At 71.0% G+C, this 21,698-nt stretch carries 29 protein-coding genes; 13 read left to right on the top strand and 16 right to left on the bottom strand.

What is annotated here, in order from left to right; translation table 11 throughout:
• Positions 1-26 precede the first annotated feature (26 nt).
• Entirely contained in the window at positions 27-1,052 is a 1,026-nt protein-coding gene (locus ABGB21_RS02455) for an aldehyde reductase (protein WP_347654452.1), read from the bottom strand.
• Positions 1,053-1,221: 169 nt separating this feature from the next.
• Here ABGB21_RS02455 and ABGB21_RS02450 point away from each other — a divergent pair, with 169 nt between their 5' ends.
• Positions 1,222-2,043, top strand: a complete 822-nt coding sequence (locus ABGB21_RS02450; RefSeq protein ID WP_347654451.1) for a helix-turn-helix transcriptional regulator — start codon at positions 1,222-1,224, stop codon at positions 2,041-2,043.
• 62 nt (positions 2,044-2,105) lie between these two features.
• On the opposite strand, the gene ABGB21_RS02445 is transcribed toward ABGB21_RS02450, so the two are convergent.
• The 4 genes from ABGB21_RS02445 to ABGB21_RS02430 all read right to left on the bottom strand — a co-directional run bounded on the left by ABGB21_RS02445 (position 2,106) and on the right by ABGB21_RS02430 (position 6,386).
• Entirely contained in the window at positions 2,106-2,981 is an 876-nt protein-coding gene (locus tag ABGB21_RS02445) for an alpha/beta fold hydrolase (RefSeq protein WP_347676165.1), read from the bottom strand.
• A 75-nt stretch (positions 2,982-3,056) separates the two neighbouring features.
• Positions 3,057-4,205 (bottom strand): aminotransferase class I/II-fold pyridoxal phosphate-dependent enzyme, encoded by a 1,149-nt coding sequence (locus ABGB21_RS02440; protein WP_347676163.1) that lies wholly within the window; start codon positions 4,203-4,205, stop codon positions 3,057-3,059.
• A gap of 140 nt (positions 4,206-4,345) precedes the next feature.
• Positions 4,346-5,350, bottom strand: a complete 1,005-nt coding sequence (locus tag ABGB21_RS02435; protein WP_347676161.1) for an SDR family NAD(P)-dependent oxidoreductase — start codon at positions 5,348-5,350, stop codon at positions 4,346-4,348.
• A gap of 190 nt (positions 5,351-5,540) precedes the next feature.
• Positions 5,541-6,386, bottom strand: a complete 846-nt coding sequence (locus ABGB21_RS02430) for an oxidoreductase (protein ID WP_347676159.1) — start codon at positions 6,384-6,386, stop codon at positions 5,541-5,543.
• 115 nt (positions 6,387-6,501) lie between these two features.
• On the opposite strand from ABGB21_RS02430, the gene ABGB21_RS02425 reads away from it, so the two are divergent.
• Both ABGB21_RS02425 and ABGB21_RS02420 read left to right on the top strand, forming a co-directional pair.
• Positions 6,502-7,404 carry a LysR family transcriptional regulator gene (locus ABGB21_RS02425; protein ID WP_347654446.1) on the top strand — a complete coding sequence of 301 codons (903 nt, stop codon included), beginning with the start codon at positions 6,502-6,504 and terminating at the stop codon, positions 7,402-7,404.
• 288 nt (positions 7,405-7,692) lie between these two features.
• Complete coding sequence (locus tag ABGB21_RS02420) at positions 7,693-8,157, top strand: nuclear transport factor 2 family protein (protein WP_347654445.1); 465 nt, start codon at positions 7,693-7,695, stop codon at positions 8,155-8,157.
• A 183-nt stretch (positions 8,158-8,340) separates the two neighbouring features.
• Here the strand turns inward: ABGB21_RS02420 and ABGB21_RS02415 are convergent, their stop codons facing one another.
• Positions 8,341-9,042, bottom strand: a complete 702-nt coding sequence (locus ABGB21_RS02415; RefSeq protein WP_347654444.1) for a hypothetical protein — start codon at positions 9,040-9,042, stop codon at positions 8,341-8,343.
• Positions 9,043-9,146: 104 nt separating this feature from the next.
• Here ABGB21_RS02415 and ABGB21_RS02410 point away from each other — a divergent pair, with 104 nt between their 5' ends.
• Positions 9,147-9,395, top strand: a complete 249-nt coding sequence (locus tag ABGB21_RS02410) for a cell division protein SepF (protein ID WP_347654443.1) — start codon at positions 9,147-9,149, stop codon at positions 9,393-9,395.
• A 20-nt stretch (positions 9,396-9,415) separates the two neighbouring features.
• On the opposite strand, the gene ABGB21_RS02405 is transcribed toward ABGB21_RS02410, so the two are convergent.
• Positions 9,416-10,267 carry an oxidoreductase gene (locus ABGB21_RS02405; protein ID WP_347654442.1) on the bottom strand — a complete coding sequence of 284 codons (852 nt, stop codon included), beginning with the start codon at positions 10,265-10,267 and terminating at the stop codon, positions 9,416-9,418.
• Between the two features lie 102 nt (positions 10,268-10,369).
• Between ABGB21_RS02405 and ABGB21_RS02400 the strand changes: the two genes are divergently transcribed.
• A complete protein-coding gene (locus tag ABGB21_RS02400; RefSeq protein WP_347654441.1) occupies positions 10,370-11,281 on the top strand; it encodes a LysR substrate-binding domain-containing protein in 912 nt (303 codons plus the stop codon).
• A 76-nt stretch (positions 11,282-11,357) separates the two neighbouring features.
• Positions 11,358-11,858 carry a nuclear transport factor 2 family protein gene (locus tag ABGB21_RS02395; RefSeq protein ID WP_347654440.1) on the top strand — a complete coding sequence of 167 codons (501 nt, stop codon included), beginning with the start codon at positions 11,358-11,360 and terminating at the stop codon, positions 11,856-11,858.
• Positions 11,859-11,910: 52 nt separating this feature from the next.
• Here ABGB21_RS02395 and ABGB21_RS02390 read toward each other — a convergent pair whose 3' ends face one another.
• From ABGB21_RS02390 to ABGB21_RS02380, 3 genes are read right to left on the bottom strand one after another with little or no spacing between them, the layout of a single operon-like run.
• Positions 11,911-12,339, bottom strand: a complete 429-nt coding sequence (locus ABGB21_RS02390) for a VOC family protein (protein ID WP_347654439.1) — start codon at positions 12,337-12,339, stop codon at positions 11,911-11,913.
• Between the two features lie 10 nt (positions 12,340-12,349).
• Complete coding sequence (locus ABGB21_RS02385) at positions 12,350-12,808, bottom strand: AraC family transcriptional regulator (RefSeq protein WP_347654438.1); 459 nt, start codon at positions 12,806-12,808, stop codon at positions 12,350-12,352.
• Positions 12,805-12,984 (bottom strand): hypothetical protein, encoded by a 180-nt coding sequence (locus ABGB21_RS02380; protein WP_347654437.1) that lies wholly within the window; start codon positions 12,982-12,984, stop codon positions 12,805-12,807. The genes ABGB21_RS02385 and ABGB21_RS02380 overlap by 4 nt, the downstream gene beginning before the upstream one ends.
• 119 nt (positions 12,985-13,103) lie before the next feature.
• Between ABGB21_RS02380 and ABGB21_RS02375 the strand changes: the two genes are divergently transcribed.
• Positions 13,104-13,337 carry an ankyrin repeat domain-containing protein gene (locus ABGB21_RS02375; RefSeq protein ID WP_347676157.1) on the top strand — a complete coding sequence of 78 codons (234 nt, stop codon included), beginning with the start codon at positions 13,104-13,106 and terminating at the stop codon, positions 13,335-13,337.
• The gene (locus tag ABGB21_RS02370; RefSeq protein WP_347654435.1) at positions 13,334-14,434 is read left to right on the top strand and encodes a GlxA family transcriptional regulator; all 1,101 of its coding nucleotides are present in this window, start codon (positions 13,334-13,336) and stop codon (positions 14,432-14,434) included. The genes ABGB21_RS02375 and ABGB21_RS02370 overlap by 4 nt, the downstream gene beginning before the upstream one ends.
• Here the strand turns inward: ABGB21_RS02370 and ABGB21_RS02365 are convergent.
• Both ABGB21_RS02365 and ABGB21_RS02360 read right to left on the bottom strand, forming a co-directional pair.
• Positions 14,360-14,935: a hypothetical protein gene (locus ABGB21_RS02365; protein ID WP_347654434.1), complete on the bottom strand. Its 576-nt coding sequence runs from the start codon at positions 14,933-14,935 to the stop codon at positions 14,360-14,362. The two genes, ABGB21_RS02370 and ABGB21_RS02365, sit on opposite strands and share 75 nt — an antisense overlap.
• Before the next feature lie 142 nt (positions 14,936-15,077).
• Positions 15,078-15,776 (bottom strand): TioE family transcriptional regulator, encoded by a 699-nt coding sequence (locus ABGB21_RS02360; protein ID WP_347654433.1) that lies wholly within the window; start codon positions 15,774-15,776, stop codon positions 15,078-15,080.
• 81 nt (positions 15,777-15,857) lie between these two features.
• Between ABGB21_RS02360 and ABGB21_RS02355 the strand changes: the two genes are divergently transcribed.
• Entirely contained in the window at positions 15,858-16,988 is a 1,131-nt protein-coding gene (locus ABGB21_RS02355) for an erythromycin esterase family protein (RefSeq protein ID WP_347654432.1), read from the top strand.
• A 91-nt stretch (positions 16,989-17,079) separates the two neighbouring features.
• On the opposite strand, the gene ABGB21_RS02350 is transcribed toward ABGB21_RS02355, so the two are convergent.
• On the bottom strand, positions 17,080-17,496 hold the full coding sequence (locus ABGB21_RS02350) for a MerR family transcriptional regulator (protein WP_347654431.1): 417 nt from the start codon (positions 17,494-17,496) through the stop codon (positions 17,080-17,082).
• A gap of 47 nt (positions 17,497-17,543) precedes the next feature.
• Between ABGB21_RS02350 and ABGB21_RS02345 the strand changes: the two genes are divergently transcribed.
• A complete protein-coding gene (locus ABGB21_RS02345; RefSeq protein ID WP_347654430.1) occupies positions 17,544-18,356 on the top strand; it encodes an MBL fold metallo-hydrolase in 813 nt (270 codons plus the stop codon).
• 85 nt (positions 18,357-18,441) lie between these two features.
• On the opposite strand, the gene ABGB21_RS02340 is transcribed toward ABGB21_RS02345, so the two are convergent.
• From ABGB21_RS02340 to ABGB21_RS02330, 3 genes are read right to left on the bottom strand one after another with little or no spacing between them, the layout of a single operon-like run.
• On the bottom strand, positions 18,442-18,780 hold the full coding sequence (locus ABGB21_RS02340) for a cupin domain-containing protein (protein ID WP_347676156.1): 339 nt from the start codon (positions 18,778-18,780) through the stop codon (positions 18,442-18,444).
• 48 nt (positions 18,781-18,828) lie between these two features.
• On the bottom strand, positions 18,829-19,011 hold the full coding sequence (locus tag ABGB21_RS02335; RefSeq protein WP_347676155.1) for a DUF397 domain-containing protein: 183 nt from the start codon (positions 19,009-19,011) through the stop codon (positions 18,829-18,831).
• Positions 19,002-19,805 (bottom strand): helix-turn-helix transcriptional regulator, encoded by an 804-nt coding sequence (locus ABGB21_RS02330; protein ID WP_347654427.1) that lies wholly within the window; start codon positions 19,803-19,805, stop codon positions 19,002-19,004. The genes ABGB21_RS02335 and ABGB21_RS02330 overlap by 10 nt, the downstream gene beginning before the upstream one ends.
• Positions 19,806-20,066: 261 nt before the next feature.
• Between ABGB21_RS02330 and ABGB21_RS02325 the strand changes: the two genes are divergently transcribed.
• The 3 genes from ABGB21_RS02325 to ABGB21_RS02315 all read left to right on the top strand — a co-directional run bounded on the left by ABGB21_RS02325 (position 20,067) and on the right by ABGB21_RS02315 (position 21,641).
• Positions 20,067-20,495: a hypothetical protein gene (locus tag ABGB21_RS02325; RefSeq protein ID WP_347654426.1), complete on the top strand. Its 429-nt coding sequence runs from the start codon at positions 20,067-20,069 to the stop codon at positions 20,493-20,495.
• A 93-nt stretch (positions 20,496-20,588) separates the two neighbouring features.
• A complete protein-coding gene (locus ABGB21_RS02320; protein ID WP_347654425.1) occupies positions 20,589-20,729 on the top strand; it encodes a hypothetical protein in 141 nt (46 codons plus the stop codon).
• Between the two features lie 159 nt (positions 20,730-20,888).
• The gene (locus ABGB21_RS02315) at positions 20,889-21,641 is read left to right on the top strand and encodes a class I SAM-dependent methyltransferase (RefSeq protein ID WP_347654424.1); all 753 of its coding nucleotides are present in this window, start codon (positions 20,889-20,891) and stop codon (positions 21,639-21,641) included.
• The last annotated feature ends 57 nt before the right edge of the window (positions 21,642-21,698 follow it).

The following is a 21,698-nucleotide window of genomic DNA, read 5'->3' as shown; positions in this document are numbered from 1 at the left end:
GGACCGGCACCCGGCGAACCGGACAGCTAGAGCAGATCGTGCCGTACCAGGCTCTCGGCGGTCGCGGTGATCGCCTCCTCGGCGGTCCGGGGCGTCCAGCCGAGCAGGCGGCGCGCCTTGTCGCTCGAACCCCGCCGGATCTTGCCCAGATCGCGCGCGATGCCGTGGAACGCCGGGTTCTGTCGGGCGGCCTCCCGGACCTCGTCGTCGGTCATCTCCCGGGTGGGCACCCGGGCCGCCGTCGCACCGAGCCGGGACCGCAGTATCGCGGCGACCTCGGCCATGCTCACGGGTTCACCGGCGGTGGCCAGGAACCGCTCACCCCGGGCCGCCGGATCCGTCATCGCCCGCAACTCCAGATCCGCCACGTCCCGCACGTCGACAACGCCGAAGTACATCCGGGGCAGACCGGGCATCGCCCCGAGCAGCAGGCCCCGGACCAGGCCGATCGAACCGGAGTAGTCCGGGCCGAGCGCCGGGCCGAAGATGCCGACCGGGTTCACCACCGCCAGTTCCGGCCCGCCCTCCCGGGCCACGAACTCCCAGGCCGCCCGCTCCGCCAGGGTTTTGGATTTGATGTACGCGGTCACGTCGTCGCCGTCCAGGTCGGCCCAGTCCGCCTCGGTGAAGACCCGGTCGGTGGGTCCGTGGCCGTACCCGATGGCACCGAAGTTGGAGGTGATCACGACCCGTCGGACCCCGGCCTCCCGGGCCGCTCGGAGCACCCGCAGCGTCCCCTCCCGGGCCGGGACGATCAGTTCGTCCTCGTGCCTCGGCGCTCCGGGTGGGAACGGCGAGGCGACGTGCAGCACGTAGTCGCACCCGGCGACCGCCTCCGGCCAGCCCTCGTCGGAGGTGAGGTCGGCGGCGGCGAACGACAACGCCTCGCCCGGTTCGACCCCACCGGCCCGGATCATCTGCCGTACCTCGTCCGCCCGGGCCAGGGAGCGCAGGGTGGTCCGGACCCGGTAGCCGGCCGTCAGGAGCCGCACCACGCAGTGCGCGCCGACAAATCCCGATCCGCCGGTGACCAGCACCAGTTCGTCACTCATATCCAGTAGTCCTCGTCTTTCTCCGGTTGTCGCGTCCCGGTCGCCGGGCGGGTTCGTGCGGCGACCGGCTCCCCACGATGCCCGGGATTAAACGGACAAACCAGATAGGGCTGATACCGGGACCAGCAGGGACAGGATGAGCCCGGCCGACGGAGTTACGGTTGGCGGCGTGACCGTCTCCGCCACACTCAGTGACTATCTGCGGACCCGGCGACAACTCCTCCGACCGGGCGATGTCGGCCTGCCCGCCGGCACCCGGCGCCGGGTGACCGGGCTGCGCCGCGAGGAGGTGGCGCTGCTCGCCGGCATCAGCGTCGAGTACTACCTGCGTCTCGAACAGGGCCGCGACCGGCACCCGTCCGACCAGGTGGTGGCGAGCATCGCGCGGGCGCTGCAACTCGACCCCGACGCCGCCGCCTACCTGCACAGTCTGGCCCGCCCCCAGCCGCCGAAGCGCCGCCGGGCGCCTCGTCCCCAACGGGTCAGCGACAGCGTCCGGAACCTGATCAACAACTGGACGACCACCCCGGCGTACGTGCACGGCCGCGACCTGACGGTCCTGGCCGCGAATCCACTGGCCGTCGCCCTGTCCCCGAGTTACGCGCCGGGCGCGAACAGCCTGCGCGCCGCCTTCCTCGACCCGGAGATGCGGGTCTTCTACCGAGACTGGGAGACGATGACCGCCAAGGCGGTTCCCTACCTGCGTTCGGTGCTCGGCCCCGAGATCGACGATCCCCGACTGGCCCGGCTCATCGGCGAACTGAGCCTGCGCAGCGAACGTTTCCGCACCCTGTGGGCCCGGCACGACGTCCGGCACCAGACCAGCGGCCAGAGCCGGCTGCTGCATCCCCAGGTCGGCCCCCTCGACCTGCGGTACGAAAAACTCGCGCTACCCGGGACCGGCCAGATGCTGATCACATACCACGCCGAACCCGGATCCGAGTCCGAGCAACGGCTGCACCTGCTCGGCATGCTCACGACGTCCGGCTGACCCGGCCGGGCCCCGGGCGCGCGAATCCCGGCGTGTTCATGGGCGCGCGAATCCCGGCGTGTTCAGCGTGCCGGCATCAGGCCGTACGGCTCCAGTAGCGCCGCCACCGCGACCGGGTCCTCGACATGCGCGTTGTGTCCGAGCCCGGCCAGGGTCCGGACCGGTATGCCGAACGCGGCCAGGTCCGCGTCCCCGACCATCGGATCGTGTTCGCCCCGGGCCAGCAGTACCGGCACCGGTACGCGGGCCAGCCGGTCCACCATCTCCGGATCGCCGACCGCGAAGCAGCGTGGATCCATGGCGAGCCGCCACCGTCCGTCCTCGACCCGGAGCCCGGCGTCCACTCTGGAGTCGCCAACGGTCAGCAGGTCGGCCAACCCGGAGACCCGGAGGTGTCGTCGAACCGCCTCGTCCCGGGAGTCGTACCAGGCGACGGGCCGGCCGGCCAGCGCCGCCGCCTTCGCCAACTCGTCCGGAGTCCAGGCAACCTTCACGCCGAGCCCCACCACCGCCTCGACCCGGGCACGGTCGGCACCGCCGGTGGCCCCGACGCGGTTGGCACCACCGGTGGCCCCGACGCCGTGGTGATCGCCGAGCCGGGCGGCCAGGGCCAGCCCGACCACCCCGCCGAGCGAGTGCCCGAGCACCACCACCCGGTCACCGGGGTCGAGCACCTCGGCGACCGCGGCGGCCAGCGAGTCGAACGTGTACTCGTCGAGCGGCGCCGAGCCGCCGTGTCCGGGCAGGTCGGGGGCGAGCCATCGACCGGGCCACCGAGACGCGAGCAGGTCGGACCAGGCGTACCAGACGCCGCCGGTGGCGCCCATCCCGTGCAGGAGCAGCAGCACCGGCCGGCCACCGTCACCGCTGCCACCGCCATGCAGCCGTACGCCGTGCCAGGTCCACACCCGCAGTGTCGCCGACTCCCCGCCGCCCATGCCGAGCAGTCTGCCATCGACCAGCCGTCATACCGACAACCTGGTGTCGCGGCGTGCCCGGGGACCCGGGCGGGGTCAGGAGCGGGCGGCGGTGGCCATCCGACGTACCGCCTCGGTGATGATCTCGGGCGAGGTCGCCAGGTTGAACCGGGCGTGCCCGACACCGCCGGTGCCGAACGTCGGCCCGGAGACCAGGGCGACCCGCCCCCGGTCGAGGAACACCTCCGCCGGATCGCCGGGCAGGTCCAGGGCCCGGCAGTCCAGCCACGCCAGATAGGTGCCGTCCGGTGGCCGGTACGACACCTCGGGCAGGTGTTCGGCGAGCAGGTCGCCGAGCAGGTGACGGTTCCGGTCGAGGCCGGCGAGCAGCGCGTCGAGCCACGGTTCGGCGTACCGGAGTGCGGCGCTGTGCGCGATCACGCCGAAGTGGCTCGCCCCGTCGCCGGCCACCTTCGGCATCCGGGCGAGGTCGGCGGCGGCGTCCGGTCCGGCGACCGCGACCGCGGCCTTCACCCCGGCCAGGTTCCACGCCTTCGACGCGGAGAGCAGGCTGAATCCGCGTTCGCCGCCGGGCACCGAGAGGTACGGCACGAAGGTCGCCCCGGGGTACACCAGCGGGGCGTGGATCTCGTCGACGACAACCCGTACCCCGTACCGGTCGGCGAGTTCGGCGACGGTGCGCAGTTCGTCGCGGGTGTGCACGGTGCCGGTCGGGTTCTGCGGGCTGCACAGCAGGTACGCGGCCCGGCGTCCACCCGCCACCGCCCCGGTGAACGCCCGCTCCAGGGCCGTCATGTCGAGCCGGTGGTCGGCGCCGAGCGGCGCCTCGACCACCCGCCGGTCAGCTCCGGCGATGAAGTCGAAGAACGGCGGGTAGACCGGCGGATTGATCACCACGGCGTCGCCGTGCCCGGTGACCAGCTTCAGCACCTCGACGATGCCGATCATCACGTCGGGCACGAGTCGGGCGTGGTCGATGTCCGGGGTCCACCCCCAGCGCCGACCGGCGAACCCGGCGAGCGCGTCGAGGTAGTCCTCACCCATCGGGTAGCCGGTGTCGCTGCGGGCGATCGCGTCGGTGAGCGCCCGGGCGACCGGTTCGGCGAGTGGCACGTCCATCTCGGCGACCCAGACCGGGAGTACGTCCGGCGCGTACCGCCGCCACTTCTCGCTGGTCCGCGCCCGGAGTTCGGCCAGGGTACGGCTCTGCAAGGGGTTGTCCACGGCTTCACACCTTACGCCGGACCGGTCGCGCCGGACCGCCGCAGACCGCGCCGCCGGTAGGGCCTGGTGGTGCGGCGTCGGCGGTACGGCGTCGCCGGTGCGGGTCAGCGGCGATGAACGCGGGTTCGGACGAGGCGCCGCTACTGGATCCTGCTGTTGGTCAGCTGTTCACTCAGGTTCCACAGGCGGTCGGCGAGCTGCGGGTCGACGGCGTAGGGCCTTACCCCGACGGCTGTTTCCACCCGACCCGTCATCACGTCGATGGTTTCCTGATCCGAGGTGAGTAGCGGGGAGATCTCGTTGTTCTCGCAGTAGACACCGCCCATGCCGTCGAGCTGCGGAGCGGTGGCGCACCAAACGATGGTCGACGCCCCCTGTTCGGCAGTCTTGCGGCCCGACTCCGGGTCGACGACACGGTTGCCGTGCTCGTCAACGAGGTTGTTCGTACGCAGGTACTCCGGTGTGGTCCACGGGCTGAGGTTCGTGCCGATGATCAAACCGGGGTGCAGGGCGAAGCCCCGGATGTCATCGGCCTCACCGCGCTGGTCCAGCCCGACCGTGAACAGGATGTTGGCCGTCTTCGACTGGCCGTAACCCAGCCAGCCGTCGTACTCGCGTTGTTCGAAGTTCGGGTCGTCGAACACCACGGGCGAGAGGTTGTGGGCCCAGGCCGAAACCGTGACCACCCGGGCGCCCCTGGCCCGGCGCAGGGCGGGCCAGAGCCGTGTGGTCAGTTGGAAATGTCCCAGGTGGTTCGTCGCGAACTGCGCCTCGTACCCGTGGGCGTCCCGGGTCAGCGGCACGTTCTGGATCCCCGCGCTGTTGACCAGGATGTGCAGCGGCCGCCCGGTGGCGAGGAACCTGTCGGCGAACGCGTCGATCGAGGCGCGATCCATCAGGTCCAACTGGTCGATCTCCACGCCGTCGATTCCGGCAAGCACGTCGCGGGCACGTTCGGGGGACCGCACGGGGACGACAACCGTGGCGCCGGCAGAGCGCAGGGCGCGGGTGGTCTCCAGGCCGAGGCCGGAGTGGCCGCCCGTGACGATCGCGGTTCGGCCCGACAGGTCGATCCCCTTGATGACCTCCGCAGCGGTGGACGCGGCCCCGAAGCCGGAGCCGATCGGTTGTTGTGGACTGGGCATATCAATGTCTCCTTGGATTTTCGGCCGGGTCGGCGGTGGACCGTCACCCGATCGTCGGCGGCCACCGCCAGACCGGAGCCGGAGGATGATGGGATGATCAACGCAACCTGTTCCTGCGTGTCTGTTCTGCCATCGACGTTGTCCGGAGCGGCCACCATGTGGCGCCGGTCGCCGAGAGGCGGTTACCGACTCACGACATCGCCGTCGAGCGGCTGAGCGTCTCCCAGGTGACCATGTCGGCCAGCAGGGACTCGTGGTGGGCACGCAGCGCATCGACCGCGTCGCCGCCGAGTACGAGGCGGAGCGGCGGGTTCTCGGCGTCGAGCACCTTGATGATGGCCGCGGCGGCCTTCGCGGGGTCACCCGGTTCGTTGCCCGCGATCCCCGCGACCATCTGCCGGAGACCTCCCGAACTCGCCTGGTAGGCCGGGTTCTCGATAGCCAGAACCATGTTGTTGGTGATCTTGGTGCGGAACATGCCCGGTTCCACCAGCAGTACCCGGACGCCCAGGGGGGCCAGTTCACTCGACAGCGCCTCGCTGAACGCCTCGAGCGCGTGCTTCGCGGCGTCGTAGCCGCCCAGCCCCGGGTAGGTCATCCGGCCACCCAGGGAGCTCATCTGCACGATCGTCCCGCTCCCCTGCTCGCGCATGAGGGGAACAATCGCCTTGGTGACCTCCGCAGCCCCGAAGAAATTGACCTCCATCAGCGAGCGCAGCTGGTCCATCGAGGTTTCCTCGACGGCCCCGATCATGGTGAATCCGGCATTGTTCACCAGGACGTCGATGCGACCGAACGCCGCCACCGTCGCCTTTACCGCGGCCTGGACGGATGCCGGGTCCGTGACGTCCAGCGCCGTTGTCCTGACCCGGTCGCCGCCAATCTCCGGAAGGTCGGCGAGCGTCTCCGGACGACGTGCGGTGGCCATGACCTGGTCGCCGGCGGCCAACGCGGCCAGTGCGACCTGCCGGCCGAACCCGGTCGAGCAGCCCGTGATCAACCAGACGCGACCCTGCCTTGAATTCGTCATTCCCATGCCCTCTAACGTGGTTATTGCCGATTACGTGTTCGTCCTGAACACGAACGATGCTGCCGGCGAATGGTTGGCGACGGCCAACACGGGTTACCTGGTACGGCGGTAGGCTCGGCCTGTGACCCCTGATCTTCGGCAGCTCCGGTACTTCGTCGCCGTCGCCGAGGAGTCGAGCTTCACCCGTGCCGCCGCCCGACTGATGATCACGCAGCAGTCGCTGTCGCAGCAGATCAACGCGTTGGAGCGGATTCTCGGCGCAAAACTGTTCAGCCGAGACACCCGGGGTACCAGACTTACCGATACGGGGGCGTTGTTCCTGCCCGAGGCGCGCGCGGTGCTGGACCGCGCCGACGAGGCCGTCGCCGTGGTCCGCCGGGCCGTCCGCGGCGAGATCGGCCAGCTCCGCCTGGTCTTCCTGGCCACCACCGCGAATCATCTGCTCCCGCCGGTGGTCCGGGCCGCCCGGCAGCTTCTCCCCAACCTGCGACTCAGCACCGAGCAGACCACCATCGGGCCGCTCGTCGAAGGCCTGCTCGACGGCCGGTACGACCTCGCGTTCACCCGCCCGCCGCAGGTCCCCGGCCTTGCCGCCCGCACCGTGGCCACCGAACAGGTGTGCGTCGTCCTGCCCCAGGGGCACCCCCTCGCGGACCGCACCGAGCTGACCCTGTCCGAACTGGCGAACGAACGTTGGGTGATGACCCCGCGCAGCGCCTGGGAACCCTGGCACCGGGCGTTCGACGAGAACTTCCGCGCCGCCGGGTTCACCCCCGACATCGTCGCCCGGGACGCCAGCGTTCAGGGGCTGCTCGGCCTCGTCGCGGCGGGCGTCGGGATCACCCGGCTGGGTTGGTCGGCGCACAACCTGCGCCGTACCGGCGTGGTGTTCATACCGCTCGCCGGGGAGACCATGCCCACCGAGATGGTCTGGCGGTCCGACAACACCTCGCCCACACTGCGCCGGATGGTGGACGTGGTGACCGACCTGGCCGCCACGACGGACCTCACCACCACCGGCTGACCAGCACCAACAACCCGGACACCAACCCGGATCACCGATCCCGTCGCGCTCCCGCGCCAGCCCGACGGTCGGCAGGGTTTGGAAGCCCCCGCCGAGCCGCGGAGGCGGTTCTCAGACTTGATCAACACCAGACCGGCCTTCGGGGATCCCGGCAGCGGAACCAGGGCCACAGACTGCGGCTGCCACCGTGCCAGGTAATCCGTGTTGGCCGGTCCGGACCGGCGCGGACCAGTATCGTCCCTGACAACGCACCGCGGGCTACCGTCCCGCCGAGCACGGGGAACCACCATGAGCAATCCCAACCCGTCGCCTAAGCAGGCTGCCGATCGGCTGGCGATCCGCGAGCTGGTCGACGCCTACGCCCACCTCGCGGACCGACGCGACGCCCAGGGACAGGCAGCACTCTTCACCGACGACGCCCGCCTCGCGGTGTACGACAGCGGGCCCGACACGACCGAGCCGGTGCAAACCCTCAACGGTCGAGACCAACTGGCCGCGGCCTTCGCCTCGCTGGGAAACTACGACAAGACGACCCACTTCAACGGTCAGAGCACGGTGACCGTCGACGGTGACCGCGCCACCGGGGAAACCTACTGCCTGGCCCACCACCTCTGGACCGAGGAGGGACAGCGCACCCTCATGGTCATGTCGATCCGGTACCAGGACACCTTCGTCAGGCAGGGCGGGCGCTGGCTCTTCGCCGAACGCCGGCTCATCACCGACTGGGTCGACGGTCGGCATTCGAACGCCTGACAATCTCCAGCGTCAGCACAGGGTTCCCCAGGTCGTGACACCGGCCGTCCGGAGGCCCGGGGCCGTTACCGACGGCCCGCTTCGCACCCGGCCCGGAGATCGAAGCCGCGATCCAGGCACTTGCCTGCACCGCGCCAGCGACGGCTCCGGACGTGGCGATCGCATGCCCTGCCGTGGCGGGGTCTACCACTTCAGGAAGTTCCGGAACTCGGCTCCCTCCGGCAGCGGAGCCTCCTCGGACAACCGTCCGATGTAGACCACCGCCTCCTCGTACTGGCTGTACGAGAAGCCGTCCAGGGTCTGCCCGACGACGATGACGTTGCCGCCCCGACGCCAGGCGGCGTACCGCCACGAGTAGGAGCCGACCGAGACGTTCCGGCCCTCGACCCGGACATCCGACTCCGGCGGGCCGAGCAGCTCGGTGAACCGGGCGACCGCGGTTTCGACATGCCCGTCGAACTCCGGCCGGTACGCGCCCTTCTCGCTGGACCAGCCGGGCAGCGACCCCCAGAAGTCCTTTGTCCAGACCTCCCCGTCAATCTGGTAGCAGTGGGCGAACGGCAGGTAGAGACAGTCGTGGCCGTAGCCGACGTGGCCCTGAGCAGTGACGAACCGGCCCTCGTCGACCGGTACCGCCCTACCGCCGCGCCAGCCGAACCCGCGCACCGCCCGGTTGACGGCCGCCCGGTCGTCCCAGTTCAGCTCCGCCAGTTCGACGACCTGGCGGGCCAACTCGGGGTCGACCGGGCAGACGGCGACGTACGTCTCGCCCGGGTCGAACTCCTCCTCGTCGTCCTCGTCCTCGAAGTCCTCGTCCTCGAAGTCCTCGTCGTCGAAGTCCTCGTCGTCGAAGTCCTCGTCGTGGGTGATATCGGAGTTCGTCACGGGCGGTGAGCATACCCGTCGGCAGGGTACCGACCCCTCCGCGCACGGATCGTGCCCGTGAGCAGGCAACTTGACGTCCGCGCCGCGCCGGGCAGACTGACCCCATGGTCAAGACGGTACGGCCGCGCAACTACAGCGAGGTGTTCTACGTCGGACACTACTTCTGCCAGGGCTTTCCGGTGGTAATGGACCTGACGGGTCTGACCAATGAGGAGGCTCTGCACCTCGTCGACTTCGCCGCCGGTCTGGTGGTGGCCCGCGACGGTGGCATGGAACGGGTCGCCCCCAAGGTGTTCCTGCTCCAGCCTCGTCCGCTCGCCCGGTCCGGCGCGATGGCAGAGGCGGTCGGTTGAGCGGTGTGACGGCGTACCTGTCAGGCGGGTGACGCCGCGAACCCGGTGGCGCGGGACGTCGACTCCCAGGCACGGACCTCGGCGCTCACCGCCGCCAGATGGTCCAGGATGCCGTCGACCGCGTCGTCACCGAGCGGCAGCCGCAGCGGCGGGTTCTCCGCGGCGAGGGCGGCCCGGATCGCCGCCGCGGCCTTCGCAGGGTCGCCGGGCTGAGTGCCGTCGATACCCTTGATCATTGCCCGGGTGGGGCCGACCGTCGCCCGGTAGGCCGGCATCGGCACACTCTCGACCAGGCCGGCGCCGGAGAAGCTGGTCCGGAACGCGCCCGGCTCGACAACAAGGACCCGGATGCCCAACGGCGCGACCTCGGCGGCCAGCGCCGCCGAGAACCCCTCCAACGCGAACTTCGTCGCGCAGTAGGCGGAGAACCCGGGGTACGCGACCTGGCCACCGAATGACGACATCTGCACGATCGCACCGCCGCCCCGCGACCTCATCCCCGGCAGCACCGCCCGGACCAGCGCGGCCGGACCGAAGACGTGCAGCTCGAACAGGTCCCGCAGCTCCGCCTCGGTGGTCTCCTCGACCGCGCCGACCTGACCCCGGCCGGCGTTGTTGACCAGTACGTCGATCCGGCCATAGCGGGCCTCGACGTCGGCGACCAGCAGAGGTATCCCGCCACTGTCGGTGACGTCGAGCGGCAACACCTCGACCTGGGAGGGATGCGCGTCGGCGTACGCCTGCAGGGTTTCCGGGCGACGGGCGGTGGCCACCACGATCTCGCCGGCCGCGACGGCGGCCTCGGTGAGTGCCCGGCCGAAGCCGCTGCCGGCTCCGGTGACCAGCCAGACGCGGCGGGTACTCAGGTTCATGCTGCTCCTCGGTGCTTGGCGGATGAGTCCCGGTGCGGGACGGCTCCAGCCTGCCGGGGTCGTCGCCTTGGGAACCAATACCTGTCGTGATAACCAGATGGCATGGACGTGCACCTGCGGGACCTGCGCTATTTCGTGGCCGTGGCCGAGCACCTGCATTTCACCCGGGCCGCCGAGGCGCTGTTCGTCAGCCAGCCCGCGCTCTCCAGGCAGATCCGCACCCTGGAGGCGCAACTGCGGACACCGCTGTTCGAGCGGGACCACCGCGAGGTGCGGTTGACCCCGGCCGGTACGGCGTTGCTGCCGACCGCCCGGGCCCTCCTCGACGGGTGGCGGCAGGGTGTGGAGGCGGTCGCGGTCGCAGCCGCGGTCCAGGCGGCCACCCTGGTGGTCGGCATGAGTACGGGCGTGGGACGGGGCCTGCTACCGGCGGTGCGGGCCCGGTTCGGCACCGCCGCACCACAGGCCGAACTACGGCTGCGGCAGGTGCCGTGGGACGACCCGACCGGCGGGCTGGCGGCCGACGGGCCGGCCCGGACCGACGCCGCGTTCGTCTGGCTGCCGATGCCGGATCCGGCGCGCTACCGCTGGCTGACCGTGACCAGCGAGCCACGGCTGGTGGCACTGCCGGCCGGTCACCGGCTCGCCGGACGGACCAGCGTCGACATCGGCGACCTGCTCGACGAGCCGTTCCTGGCGCTGCCAGCCGGCAGCGGCGGCCTGCGGGACCACTGGCTGGCCGTCGAGGCCCGGGCCGGCCGGCCGCCGGTGGTCGGCGCCGAGGTGGCGAACGCGGAGGAGGTGGTCGAGGCGCTGGTTGCCGGGCTCGGGGTGTGCCTGGTCGCGGCCGGCAACAAACCGCTGGTCACCCGGGACGGGGTCACCACCCGGCCGGTGACCGGGGTGACCCCCAGCGAACTTGTGCTCGCCTGGCGGGCCGACGACCGCCGCCCGCTGCTGCACACCCTGGTCGAGGCGGTACGACGTTCGCTCGGCACGCCCGTCGTGGGATAACCGCCGGTTATCGACGCAGGTCTTGGACCAGCCGGGTCGTCGTCCGGCACGCTCGTCGCGTCGAGAGGAGACGGTGATGAACTGGTCCAACACCGCTGCCCGGCGGTTGGGGCACGGATACCGGCTGGTCGGCCCGCTCGTGGTCGCGGGCGTCCTGGTCGCCGGGTGCGCTGGTTCCACGGCGGAGCGTACGGGGGCGACCAGCGCCTCCCGCCCGGCTGGCTCCGACGGGCCGGCCACCGCAGCCCCCGGATCGGGTCCGGCGGTGGCCGGGCCGGCCCAGGCGTACGTCGACGCGGTGAACGCCGGCGACCTGGACGCGCTCGTCGCCGCGTTCGCCCCGGACGGGCTGGTCGTCGACGTGAATCGACGGATCGAGGGCCGGGACGCGATCCGCGCCTGGGCCGACGCCGAGGTGATCGGCGGCACGCTGCGGGTGCTGGAGGTGGCGGCGAAACCCGGCGGCCAGGACCTGCTGGTGCACTGGGCGCCCGGTGGCTCGGCCGGCTGGCGGGCCCACTACCGCTTCACCATGACCGCCACCACGATCACCACCGCCGACCTCCAGTACGCCTGACGGCAGCCCGGCTGACGGGCCGCCGCGCACCGGGCGGGGCGGCCCCGCACCGTCAGTCGAAGTCGGCCGGGGTGAACTCCCGGGATTCGACCAGGACCATCCAGTTGCCGGAGTTGTCCCGGGCGACCGCCTCGACCCCGTACGGGCGGTCCTCCGGCGGGTTGATGAACTCGACGCCCTTGGCTCGGAGATCGTCGTACGTCTTCCGGCAGTCGTCGACGCTGAGGCCGAGGGCGAAGGTGCCGCCGTCGTCCATGGCCCGGTTGATCGCGTCGACCATCTCGGGCGAGTACGGCGGCCCCGGAATGGTCAGGTGGACCTGCAGCTCCGGCTGGTTCGGGTGCTTGACGGTGCACCAGCGGTATCCGTCGCCGAGCGTGATGTCGGTGTGTTCGGCGAAGCCGAGTACGTCGAGGTAGAACGCCTTGGACGCGTCGATGTCCTTCACGAAGACGCTGGTGATGGAGATGTTGGTAATCATGTGACCGAGGCTAGGAGGTGCCGCCGGTCCCGGGCTTCTCCTCGGTTGCGCGGTCGCGCCGCTCGGCCAGACCCCACATGAAGACGAAACAGCCGGGGATCCGGGGTGCGCCCTTCGCCGCCCAGCGACGCTGGAACTCGCTCGGCGTCTCCCCGACCAGTTCCCGGAACCGGCTGCTGAACGAGCCGAGGCTGGCGAAGCCGACCGCCTGGCAGACCTCGGTGACCGTCAGGTTGGTGGACCGGAGCAGGTCCTGGGCGCGTTCGACCCGACGGCGGGACAGGTGGGCGGCGGGCGAGACACCGTACGTCGCGGTGAAGAGCCGTTGGAAGTGGAACCTGCTCAGGCCGGCGACGGCGGCGAGGGTCGCGAGGTCGAGTGGCTCGGTGTAGTGACGGTCGGCGTGGTCGCGGGCCCGGCGCAGGTGCACCAGCAGGTCGCCGGGGACCCGGCGGGGCGGGGCGGTCACCAGCGTTGACCGGTGCTGGTGTCGGCGATCCGCCACCGGCCGTCCGGCTGCCGGAGCAGCAGGACGAGCAGCGGGGCGACGGCGGCGACGGCGACCGCCTGCCACCAGGACAACCAGTCGGAGAAGCAGCCACAGCAGGCCGCGGCGGCAAGGCCGGCCGCCAGGAGCGCGGGCACCCGGCCTGTTCCTCCCGACATGACCGGTTACCTTAGCCGCGTCGCCCGGTCTGGACCAGGTTGCGGATCCCGCGTATGTCGATATCCGGGTGGTGCGGTGATGCGGCAAGCTGGTGCCCGTGAACGCCCGGAAGCGCAAGAAATCGCAGAAGCGTCTGATGAGCGCGGTCGTCTGGGGCACCTCGGCGCAGGTGGCACGGTTGTTACGCGGTGGAGCCGACCCGAACCGACGGGACCGGGACGGCAGCACCCTGCTCTACCGGGCGAGTGTGCAGGGGAACGCGGAGATCGTGCGGGTGCTACTCGCCGCCGGTGCCGGGGTCGGCCGGCCGGTTCACCGGGAGCAGTCGTGACGACGCCGGTGGAGAAGCCCCGAACCGTTGTCGTCGTCGGCTATCCCGGGACCGAGCTGTTGGACCTCGCCTGCCTGACCACCACGTTCGACTACGCGAACCGGGCCGGTCGGCACTACCAGACCCTGGTCGTGTCACCGGCCGGCCAGCCGATCACCTGCCAGTCGGGGTTGACCCTGAACGCGCAGGCACCGATCGAGCGGCTGCGCGGCCCGATCGACACGATGATCGTCGCCGGCGGGGAGGGTGCGGTCGCCGCCGCCGACGACCATCGGCTCGTCGCACACGTACGCCGACTGGCCCGGGAGACCCGACGGGTCGCCTCGGTCTGTACCGGTGCCTGGATCCTCGCCGCGACCGGGCTGCTCGACGGCCACCGGGCCACCACCCACTGGATGTTCGCCGACCTGCTCGCCGCCCGGTACCCCGCCGTCGAGGTCGATCCGGCGCCGATCTACATCCGGGACGGCGATCTGACCACCGCCGCCGGGGTCACCAGCGCACTCGACCTGGCGTTGGCCTTCGTCGAGGAGGACCTCGGCGGCGAGGTGGCCCGGCACGTGGCGCGCGGGCTGGTGACGTACCTGCAACGGCCGGGCAACCAGGCGCAGATGAGCATGTTCCTCGCGGCGCCGGCACCCGACGACGACCTGGTACGCGACCTCGTCACGCTGATCCGCGAGACACCGGACGCGGACCTGAGCCTGTCTGCGCTCGCCACCCGGGCGGCGGTCAGCGAACGGCATCTGACCCGGCTTTTTGTCGCCCACCTCGGCCAGACCCCGGCCCGGTACGTCCGCACGGTCCGCCTGGAGGCGGCAGCCCAGTTGCTGGTGTCGAGCCGGCTGCCACTGGCCCGGGTCGCCGCCCGCTGCGGTTTCACCTCGGCGGAGGCGCTGCGGCAGGCGTTCGTCGACCGGTACGGCGTCACCCCGTCGCTCTACCGGTCGAGTTTCGCGAGCAGCCTCGCCGGGCAACGGCCGCCGGCCGGCCCGACCTGGCGTTCCGGTGGCCGGCGCCGGTCAGCCGACCGCCGCCAGGACGAGGAAGCCGAGGCCGAGCGGCACGTCCAGCAGCATGCAGGCCTCGGCCAGTGACCGGGGCACCACGATGTTCCGCCGGTAGTGAACGGCGTCCCAGATCCCGTGTGCGGCGAGGACCAGACCGGCCAGCACCAGGCCGACCTCCGGGGCGACCAGGACGGCGGCCACCGCGAGCCCGCCGTAGCCCGCCACCGCCACCGTCTGGGCGGTGAGGATCGGGTACGACACCCGCCCGACCAGTCCGACGACCACCAGGATGGCGGCGGCGATCCCGGCCACGACCCACCAGGGCAGGCTGAAAAGACTACTGAGGACGATCACCAGGCTGAACCCGGGCACCGCCGCCCAGGCGACCCAGGGCCGGGCCAGCGCGGCGGCGCCGAGGTAGCAGAGGGTGGCCGCGACGGCGGTGATCGCCAGGGTCTGCCGATCCGGTCCGGTGGCCAGCACGGCTACGGCGGCGGCCAGCCCGAGCGCGCTCGGCCAGCGGTGCAGGATCGCCGGCCGGTGTCGTGGGTGGCTGCCGGCGGCGGCGACTGATGTCGAGATCTCCATGCATCCGACGGTCCCCGCTGCCGCGCGACAGGTCGAGGTGCCTCCGCCATCCGGTCCAGAATCCTGGGGTACGGGTCCGTCGGGTCCCGGACCGGCCGCCGGGTCCCGGACCGGCCACCGGGTCCCGGACCGGCCGCCGGAGTCAGCGGATCGCGGCGAGGCGCAGGTAGTGGCCGAGCCGGGCGGCGGCGTCGAGCATCGCGACGCCCCGCGCGGTGAGCCGGCGCTGCCAGTCGTCCAGGGCGCGGGCGAGCGACTCCGTGCCGCCCGCCGTGCGGATCTGCTGGACCACGGTCGCGATGTGCTCCAACGGATATCCTCCGCGCCGCAACAGATGGGCCAGTTCGGCGTCACGGACGTCGGCCGCCCGGAACACCCGGTAGCCGGTGGCCGGATCGCGTACCGGGGCGAGGATGCCGACACTCTCCCAGGTACGCAGGGTGGCCGGGGTGACCCGGAGCCGGCGTGCGAGTTCGCCGATGCTCCACACCACGCCGGGTCCGGCGGTGGTCTCCGGTGTGGCGGGCAGGGTCCCGACCGCCTCCCGTACCGCGTCGAGGGTTTCCCGGTCGCGCAGCAGCTGGCCGTGCCCACGGTCGATGACGATCAGCGCGTCGTCGAGTGCGTTGTCGTGCAGCGCGTTCATGATCTGACCTGCGGCGCGGTGCCCGTACGCCGCGACGAGCGCCAGATAGGCGCGGAGCGCGGCGGCGTGCACCTCGGTGTAGATCCGGTAACCGCTGGGGGTGCGGTCGGCCGGCGGGATGAACCCGTCCCGCTCGTAGTTGCGGACCGCCTGGGTCGACAGGCCGTGCTCGCGGGCCAGGTCGGCTGGTCGCACGGTTTGAAACTTTACCGCGCCAGCATGCTGGCTTCTCCGCCGAGAGTCTCCACCGAACCTTCAACGGTACGTTTGAGCCACATGAGCCAGGACATTCGCGCTTTCGTACCCGAGTCATGTGACCTTCTCGCCCTCGGCGAGCCGACCCACCAGGAGCCCGCCTTCGGCGCGGTCCGCAACGAACTCTTCGCCCAGCTGGTCGGGCAGGGCTTCCGGTCGATCGCCCTGGAAACGGACCGGGTGGCCGGGTACGCGGTCAACGACTACGTGCTGCACGGCACCGGGAACCTCGACTCGGTGCTGGCCGAGGGCTTCAGCCACAACTTCGGCACGCACGAGGCCAACCGGCGGCTGGTCGCCTGGATGCGGGACCACAATCGGGACCGGCCGTCAACCGAGCGCCTGACCTTCCACGGTTTCGACGCCCCGACCGAGAACACCAGCGCACCCAGCCCGAGGAGTTATTTCGAGTACGCCCGCGACTATCTCCGGATCGACAACCTCGACATCGCGGGTGTTGCCGGCGACGACCACCGCTGGAGCCGCGACGAGGCGATCCTCGACTTCACGCAGTCCATGGGTGCCACCCCGGAGGCGGAGCGGCTGCGGAGCATCGGCGAGGACCTGCGCACGAAGCTCTACGCCCACGCACCGGAGCTGGTCGCGGCGACCTCACGTGCCGAGTGGCTCCGGGCCAGGACGCACCTGGCGGCCGGCCGCTGGCTGCTCCACTACCACTGGCAGGCGGCGCAGCCGCTCAAGCAGGGCGATCGGATCACCCTGCTGCTGGCGACCCGGGACACGTTGATGGCGCGGAACCTGTTCGACATCCGCGGCGTCGAGGCGGGGCGCGGCCCGACGATGGTCTCCGCCCACAACCTCCACCTGCAACGCAACGGTAGCGCCTGGACTCTGGGCGACCACAGCGCCCGGTGGTTCGGCGCCGGGGCGATCGTCGACTCGCTGCGGACCGAGGGCTACCTTTTTGTCGCCGGCAGTCTCGGGCGCAGTGCGGTCATCAACCTGGGCGAGCCGGAGCCGGAGACCTTCGAGGGTCAGCTGCAACGCCGTTTCACCGGCTGGGGCCTGCTCCCGGCCGCCGAGGTGTCCCCAGCGCGGACCCGTACGGACCCCGTTCCGCAGCAGGGTTACTTCCCGCTCGACCAGCCGACCGTCGACGGAGCCGACGTAATCCTGCACGTCACCGGCTGATCCGGGGTCGGCCGACGGCACGCTCGGCGTCAGCTGCGGGGGCAGGGCTGCGGGTCAGCTGCGGGGGCAGGGCTGCGGGGGCAGGTGCGGGTCAGTCGGACCGGGCGGGATCGCCGGTACCGGGACGGACGAGGGCGGCCCGGAACGCGGGACACTCGACCAGCAGTTCGTGCAGGCAGGTCGAGGCGTGTTCCAGGCTCGCCCGCATCCGGTTGAGCCGCTGGATGTTCTCGTCCAGTTCGCGTGCCTTCCCCGCCATCCGCGCCCGGAGCTGGGTGTCGTCCGGGGTGGAGACCAGGAACCGGGCGATCTCGGCGATGGTGAATCCGGCGTTCTGGGCGCAGGCGATGAACGTCAGGCGTTCGAGCACGTCCGCCCGGTAGGTGCGGCGCAGCCCCCGGCGCCCGGCTGGCGAGATCAGCGCCCGCCGCTCGTAGAACCGCAACGCGGAGGGGGTCACCCCGGCCCGCTCGGCCACCTCGGCGATGTCCAGCAGTGCCTCGCTCATCCCGCCTCCTTGACTTGAATCGCGGTTCAAGTCAGAGGGTAGCCGGCGTGAAGATTCATCACCTGAACTGTGGCTCGATGCGGCAGATCGAGGCCACCTACGAGGGCCCGGCCCCCGCGCCGGCCGTCAACCACTGTCTGCTGGTCGAGACCGATTCCGCCGGCCTGGTCCTGGTCGAGACCGGTCTCGGGCTCGACGACGTACGGAATCCGGGCGGCAGTCTCGACGCCGGCTGGGTCGAGATGGTCCAGCCGGTGCTCGACGAGGAGGAGACGGCGGTACGACAGCTCGCGCGGCTCGGCTACTCGCCCGACGACGTACGCCACATCCTCGTGACCCATCTCGACGTGGACCACTGCGGCGGCCTGCCCGACTTTCCGGACGCGCGGGTGCACGTCCTCGCCGCCGAACTCGACGCCGCGCTCGCGGAGGCGCCGAGCCTGCGGTACCGCCCGGCGCACTGGGCGCACGGGCCGAAGTGGGTCACCTACCCGACCGGCCCCGGCCCGGACTGGTACGGCTTCACCTCGATCCAGCCGGAGGGGCTCCCGCCGGAGATCCGGCTGATTCCGCTCGGTGGGCACACCGTCGGCCACACCGGAGTGGCGGTACGCGACGGCGACCGCTGGCTGCTGCACTGTGGCGACGCGTACTACTACCACCGGGAACTCGACCGGGACCATCACCCGCATCCGATGCTGGACATCGTGCAGTGCCGCTCGGAGGTGCACCACGACCTCCGGCTCGGCACCCAGGCGCGGCTGCGGGAACTCGTCCGCGACCACGGGAACGAGGTGTCGGTCTTCTCCGCGCACGACCCGTGGGAGCTGTCGCGTCACCTGGGTGGGCCGGCGGCCTGACCGGTCGGAACCACGTCTCGTCGCCGCGATCCACGAACGGCCCCGACCCTCCTGGGCCAGGCTGCGCCGGGAGGGTCGCCGGAATCTACCGGTCCGGCGCGAGTGAGCCGTACGCCGGGCCGAACACCACCAGCAGGGTCAGGTCCTCGGTCACCTCGACGAACCGGTGCTCCTCACCGGCCGGCACGAAGATCACCGAGCCGGGACGTACCTCGGCCGTGCCGTCGGGTGTCACGATCGTGGCCCGTCCGGTGGTGACCACGTAGATCTCGTCCTCGGTGTGTGGGCTCTGGTCGTCGACCCCGCCGGCCGGAATGCAGTACGTGCCCACCGACAGGGCCGGCACCCTCAGGTGCTCCACCCAGTCGTTCGCCTGTTCGGTGGGGGTCGGCGTCCACACACCCGCGCCATCGATGATCCGCATCGCGCGAGCCTAGTACGGCAGCCCGCGAATCCGGCCCCCCAGGCGGCGCTAACGGCGGTTGCCGGCGACAAACGACCGCCAAGCGGAGGGGGTGAAGGCCAGGGCCGGACCGTCCGGGTCCTTGCTGTCCCGTACCCCGACCACCCCGGGCAGGTTGTCCGCCACCTCCACACACGCGCCAGTCGAGTTGCTGCGGCTGCTCTTGCGCCAGCGGGCCCCGGTCAGGTCCATCGCTCGGCCACCTCCAGGATCAGCTCGGTCGACTGGGTCGGGGGCAGGGCCTCGGCCAGGATGTCCTCCCAGTGCTTGCGCACCTCGGCCACGTCGTCGGGGCGGCTGAGCACCTGGCCCTTGATCCGGCTCTCAAGGTATACGACTTCGTCGTTCTCCGGCAGGGTCGCGATGATGAGTGGCCCGTCCAGCCCGGGATAGGCACCGACGGTGGCCGGCACCACCTGGATCCGCACCCGGGGATGCTCCTGGTTGAGCCGGGCCAGGTGGAGCAGTTGCTCCCGCATCACCGCCGCGCCACCGATGGCGCGGTGCAGCACCGCCTCGTCCAGCACCGTCACCACCTGGGCCAGACTCTTGTCGTCGAGCCGCGCCTGCCACTTCAACCGGTCCGCGACCAGGACGTCGACCTGCTCCGGGGTCAACCGGTTGTCGGCGGAGACGACCGCCCGGGCGTACGCCTCGGTCTGCAGCAGGCCGGGGACGAAGGCCAGCTCGAACCAGCGGAGGAAGACCGCCCGCAGCTCGTTGCGGGCCCACTCCCGGAACCAGGGCGGTACGACGTCGAAGACGATGACCTTCCGCAACATCCGGACGAAGATCCCGCCGGTGTGGAAGTGCTTGTCGATCGCGGCGAGGTAGTCCTCCTTCGGCGCCCGGCTGCCATTCTCCACCGAGCCGACATGTGAACCGGAATAGTTGATCAGTTTTCCGAACTCCTCCTGGCTGAGATTCAGGGCCAGACGTACGTGCCGTAACTCGTCGAGCAGGAATTCCGCCGCCGACATACCCATGAGTAATCCCCCATCGTTTCCACAAATTTCCCGGCGCCCACCACAGGCTGCCCACATGACTCGTCCCGGCCCCCTCGGAACAACCACAGTCATCCATCTTTGCTAGTCCGGGGCGCAATGTCCATAGCAGAGTGTGGGCAGCGGGACCATTCGGATCCGGGTTCAGGTGAAGGACGGATGGAACCGCGCGGGGGCCGTCGGGAATCCCCTCTCCCCCACCCGAGACGGCCCCCGCTTCCACATCCGGGGAAAGGAGGAGTGGTGGAATTTCCTGGTCTGCCCCGGCCCGACCCGAGCCCGCAACGCGGGTCATTTCCGCTTCCGGTTCCGGGATACGGCGCGATGACAGCCGCCGACCGCAGCGGAGGACCGTCGGACCCCAGAAACCCGTACGCCAGGAAGCCGGCCGTAGCGGCGAACACGCACCTGCCGCAACGTCCGCTCTGGCTCTGCCGAGTCTGTGTCGTCGACTGGCCCTGCCTGGCCGCCCGCAGCCTGCTCACCGTCGAGTACGTCGACGACCCGGTCGCACTGCACGTTTATCTGGCGACGATGCTGCAGGCCGCCGTGGACGATTTGTACCGGCTCAACCCCGACCCGGGCCCCGACACCGGCCAGCTCTACCAGCGCTTCCTCGCCTGGGCCAGGCCCCGCCTCGACATCGAACGCAACCGTCGCCACAGCATCTGAGGCGCAACCGTCGCTGGGGCACGTGAGGCGCGACCGGAAACGCCGCGCCAGCCATGACCCGGTCGGGCATGATCACCCTCCGGAGGTGGAACGGTGGGCACGAATGCCGAGATCTTCGTCTTCGACGACCGGCGATACCGGGACGAGGTCGTCCCGACGATCGTGGAACTGCTCCGGACCGGCGCGGTGCCGTCGTGGCTCGACCAGATCTTCCGGTCCGCACCATGGCCGTGATCGCCGGCGACAGCGGTCACGGCGTGCTGTGGGGCAACGACGTGAGCCCGGAGGTCTGGCGGGAGGTGCTCGACCTGCCCGCCTGATCAGGCCGCCACGCCCGGGGACCGGCCTGATAAACGGTGGACAGCGCCGGCTCGGCCGGCAACCGTGGTCGGCATGTGGCAGGACGAGATCTGGGACGCCGAGAGCGCCCGACGGTACGACACTCCGGGCACCGGCATGTTCGCGCCCGAGGTGCTGGGACCGGCGGTGGACCGGCTCGCCGAACTGGCCGATGGCGGGGCGGCGCTGGAGTTCGCCATCGGCACCGGGCGGGTCGCCGTACCGCTCGCCGCGCGGGGCGTACCGATCACCGGCATCGAGCTGTCCCAGCCGATGGTCGACCAGCTCCGGACGAAGGTGGACGAGGCGACGATCCCGGTGGTCGTCGGCGACATGGCGAGTACCGGGGCGCCCGGCGAGTTCACCCTCGTCTACCTCGTCTACAACACCATCTCCAACCTGCTGACCCAGGAGGGCCAGGTGGCGTGCTTCCGCAACGCGGCCCGGCACCTCGGCCCGGGCGGCCGGTTCGTGGTCGAGCTGTGGGTGCCGGAGCTGCGCAAGCTGCCACCGGGTCAGCAGGCCGTGGTCTGGCGCTCCGAGGCCGGGTACGTCGGACTGGACACCTACGACGTGCTGCGGCAGCAGGTGGTGTCGCACCACTTCCGGTTCGGCGACAACACCGACGCCCGGCTGTTCCGCAGCCCGCACCGTTACATCTGGCCCGCCGAACTGGACCTGATGGCGCGGTTGGCCGGCTTCGAGCTGGAGAGCCGGTACGCGGACTGGGCCGGTGCCGAGTTCACCGCCGAGTCCCGGTCCCACGTCTCGGTCTACCGTCTGCCGTCGGACCGGCCGACGCCCTGATCGCCAGACCTCCGGTCGACACATGCCGGTCGGGCGACATGCCACCGAGTCATATTT

This window comes from Plantactinospora sp. B24E8, assembly GCF_039871735.1.
In the GTDB taxonomy this organism is placed as follows: Bacteria; Actinomycetota; Actinomycetes; order Mycobacteriales; family Micromonosporaceae; genus Plantactinospora.
The sequence above is the reverse complement of the archived record's forward strand: the minus strand, read 5'-3'. Positions and strand labels throughout refer to the sequence as shown.

Excerpts from the sequence above, each read along its gene's own strand:
- ABGB21_RS02340 (WP_347676156.1), bottom strand. The coding sequence starts at position 18,780 with ATGCGGATCATCGATGGCGCGGGTGTGTGGACGCCGACCCCCACCGAA.
- ABGB21_RS02330 (WP_347654427.1), bottom strand. The coding sequence starts at position 19,805 with ATGGGTATGTCGGCGGCGGAATTCCTGCTCGACGAGTTACGGCACGTA.
- ABGB21_RS02395 (WP_347654440.1), top strand. The coding sequence starts at position 11,358 with ATGAACTGGTCCAACACCGCTGCCCGGCGGTTGGGGCACGGATACCGG.
- ABGB21_RS02435 (WP_347676161.1), bottom strand. The coding sequence starts at position 5,350 with ATGCCCAGTCCACAACAACCGATCGGCTCCGGCTTCGGGGCCGCGTCC.
- ABGB21_RS02365 (WP_347654434.1), bottom strand. The coding sequence starts at position 14,935 with ATGGAGATCTCGACATCAGTCGCCGCCGCCGGCAGCCACCCACGACAC.
- ABGB21_RS02430 (WP_347676159.1), bottom strand. The coding sequence starts at position 6,386 with ATGGGAATGACGAATTCAAGGCAGGGTCGCGTCTGGTTGATCACGGGC.
- ABGB21_RS02410 (WP_347654443.1), top strand. The coding sequence starts at position 9,147 with ATGGTCAAGACGGTACGGCCGCGCAACTACAGCGAGGTGTTCTACGTC.
- ABGB21_RS02400 (WP_347654441.1), top strand. The coding sequence starts at position 10,370 with ATGGACGTGCACCTGCGGGACCTGCGCTATTTCGTGGCCGTGGCCGAG.
- ABGB21_RS02455 (WP_347654452.1), bottom strand. The coding sequence starts at position 1,052 with ATGAGTGACGAACTGGTGCTGGTCACCGGCGGATCGGGATTTGTCGGC.
- ABGB21_RS02355 (WP_347654432.1), top strand. The coding sequence starts at position 15,858 with ATGAGCCAGGACATTCGCGCTTTCGTACCCGAGTCATGTGACCTTCTC.
- ABGB21_RS02420 (WP_347654445.1), top strand. The coding sequence starts at position 7,693 with ATGAGCAATCCCAACCCGTCGCCTAAGCAGGCTGCCGATCGGCTGGCG.
- ABGB21_RS02445 (WP_347676165.1), bottom strand. The coding sequence starts at position 2,981 with ATGGGCGGCGGGGAGTCGGCGACACTGCGGGTGTGGACCTGGCACGGC.
- ABGB21_RS02350 (WP_347654431.1), bottom strand. The coding sequence starts at position 17,496 with ATGAGCGAGGCACTGCTGGACATCGCCGAGGTGGCCGAGCGGGCCGGG.
- ABGB21_RS02390 (WP_347654439.1), bottom strand. The coding sequence starts at position 12,339 with ATGATTACCAACATCTCCATCACCAGCGTCTTCGTGAAGGACATCGAC.
- ABGB21_RS02315 (WP_347654424.1), top strand. The coding sequence starts at position 20,889 with ATGTGGCAGGACGAGATCTGGGACGCCGAGAGCGCCCGACGGTACGAC.
- ABGB21_RS02405 (WP_347654442.1), bottom strand. The coding sequence starts at position 10,267 with ATGAACCTGAGTACCCGCCGCGTCTGGCTGGTCACCGGAGCCGGCAGC.
- ABGB21_RS02335 (WP_347676155.1), bottom strand. The coding sequence starts at position 19,011 with ATGGACCTGACCGGGGCCCGCTGGCGCAAGAGCAGCCGCAGCAACTCG.